General features: G+C 63.4%; 2 protein-coding genes. Both read right to left on the bottom strand.

The features are described from left to right. On the bottom strand, positions 1-543 hold a 543-nt coding region (locus VJ923_RS12125), incomplete at its 3' end, for an ATP-binding protein (protein WP_326441847.1). Further along, positions 536-1,909, bottom strand: a complete 1,374-nt coding sequence (istA, locus tag VJ923_RS12120) for an IS21 family transposase (protein WP_326441845.1) — start codon at positions 1,907-1,909, stop codon at positions 536-538. The genes istA and VJ923_RS12125, both read right to left, overlap by 8 nt. Positions 1,910-2,075 lie beyond the last annotated feature (166 nt).

Here is a 2,075-nt window from a genome sequence, read left to right as displayed (position 1 = left end):
GTTCTGCGTGGCAATCGGCGTGGTCATGAAGTCATCGATTATGAGCAGCTCCACCTCCTTGTATGCGTCCATCTTCTCGAAGTAACTGCCGTCCTGGGCGGCTCGTGCGCGATTCAGGTCATCGCAGATGTCCGCGAGGCGCGTGTAGCGCGTCGCTATCAACCGGCGGCACGCCGCATTGCCCAGCGCCTGGCACAGATACGACTTTCCGCCGCCCGTCTTCGAGATAATCACCATCACCTCGCATCCCTGCACCCAATCGCACTGGGCGTACCTTGCGATTCTGTCCTTGTTCAGCGTGCGCTCCGGCAGGTATATCACGTCCTCGATGCAGGCACCGGGCTGCTTGAAGCGCGCCTGCTTCACGAGCTTCGAGATTTTGCGGTCCCGCCGTGCCGACAGTTCCGCGTCGAGCATCATCTTGACCTTCTCCTCGAAGGTCAAGTCATCGAAGGCCGGGTCGTCCACCATGCTCCGGAGCATGTCTCCCATGGCCTTGATCCTGAACTGCCTGAACAGGTCGAAGTCCTCCTCGCTAAGCACGACCCTCGCCTCCTCTGCGGTACGCCTCGGCTCCGCGCAGGCGCCCTGCTGACTTCGCCCGGTCGACGAGCTTGCCGCCGCCGTCTCCAGGTACCTGGCCGCAGCATTTGCGCTCGGCGTCCGCCGCCTTCATTGCCAGTATCGAGTTCTTGAGCGAGGTGTAGCTGGCAAGTGCTCCCAGGCTGTTCGCCCTCTCGCAGGCGCGCTCGAGCAGCGCTGGGGTGTAGGTCTTGGAGAGGCCGAGGATGTTTCTGCAGGAGGTGAAGGACTGCTCGACGATGGAGCGGCTCTCCAGCACCCGGCCGATTGCCTCTGCGCACTCCGGGCCGATCTTTTCCGCCCAGGAGGTGAACCTCGCGGGCGACCATGGGCTGTCGAGCGCGGCGTGATTGCCGGGCATATGCTCTACCAGGGTCGAGTACTGCCCCTTGCGGCCGCGCAGACGCCCGTGCTCGGCAACGACGTCCCCGTCCGCCATCACGCTCACCTTTGTCGAGGAGAGCTTGACGTCGACCTGCTCGCCGATCAGGCGGTGCGGCACCGAGTAGCGCATGTAGTCCACTGTCACATGGTAGTCGGGCGCGACTTTGGCCAATCGCCACTCGCAGATCTCGTAGCGCTCGCGCGGCAAGGGAGACAGGTGCTCCCGCTCCTCCTGATCGAGCAGTTCCCGCCGGCTGCCATCCTTCGCCGAGAAGGGCCGCGAGTTCAGCCACGCCACCTTCTCCCCGCAGAATCCGTTGAACTCTTCGAGGGTGTAGAATGTCATCTCGTTCGCAGGGCCGATTATCCATTGCTCGACGAGGTTCACGGTGGATTCGGCCGTGCTCTTGTCCCGGGGCTTGCGGACCCGGGCGGGGAAGATCGCCGTGCCGTAGTGCTGGGCGTAGCGCTCGTAATCGTCGTTGACCAGCGTGACGTAGAGCGCGCTCCTGTCGGTTGCGGTGGCGGCGTTGTCGGGGACGAGCATCCTCGGCACGCCGCCGAATTCCTCGAACGCGTGGGTCTGGCCGTCCTGCCAGGATTGCTGCCTCATATCGCAGAAGCCCTCGGCCCAGAACGCACCGGAGAACGGCAGGGAGACGACGATCACGTAGACCTTGGCCCTGGCGCCGGTCGTCCTGTCGGTTATGTAGGCGGTGTCCCCAGCCCAGTCGATGAAGGCCTTGGCGCCGGGCTCGTGGGAGAAGTGCCTGGTCGCCCCCATCCTCTCGGCCGCATCCGCGAACATCCCGCAGAACGTCTGATAGGAGTACGATCTCTTCCCGCAAGCGGCGGCCGCCTCCACGTGCTCGAGCCAGAAGAGCTTCACGGGCAGCTTCCGGGATCTTTTCTTGCGCGAGACGAGCGCCTCCATATCGGGCATCAGATAGCCCTCGCCCCGGACACGCTTCTCCTTGGGGAAGAACAGTGTTGGCGCCAGGCAAGAATGGCCCCCTAAAGTCAGACCAATTTAGCCAAATCCAAGTCAAGAAAAAACAGCCACTGCGCCGCCGTCGGCCCTACACTGGTGTACGCCAATACGCCAGAAG

The organism is Adlercreutzia shanghongiae (genome assembly GCF_035830635.1).
Classification (GTDB): domain Bacteria; phylum Actinomycetota; class Coriobacteriia; order Coriobacteriales; family Eggerthellaceae; genus Adlercreutzia; species Adlercreutzia shanghongiae.
Note: the sequence above shows the minus strand (reverse complement) of the source record. Positions and strands in the feature narration are given on the sequence as shown.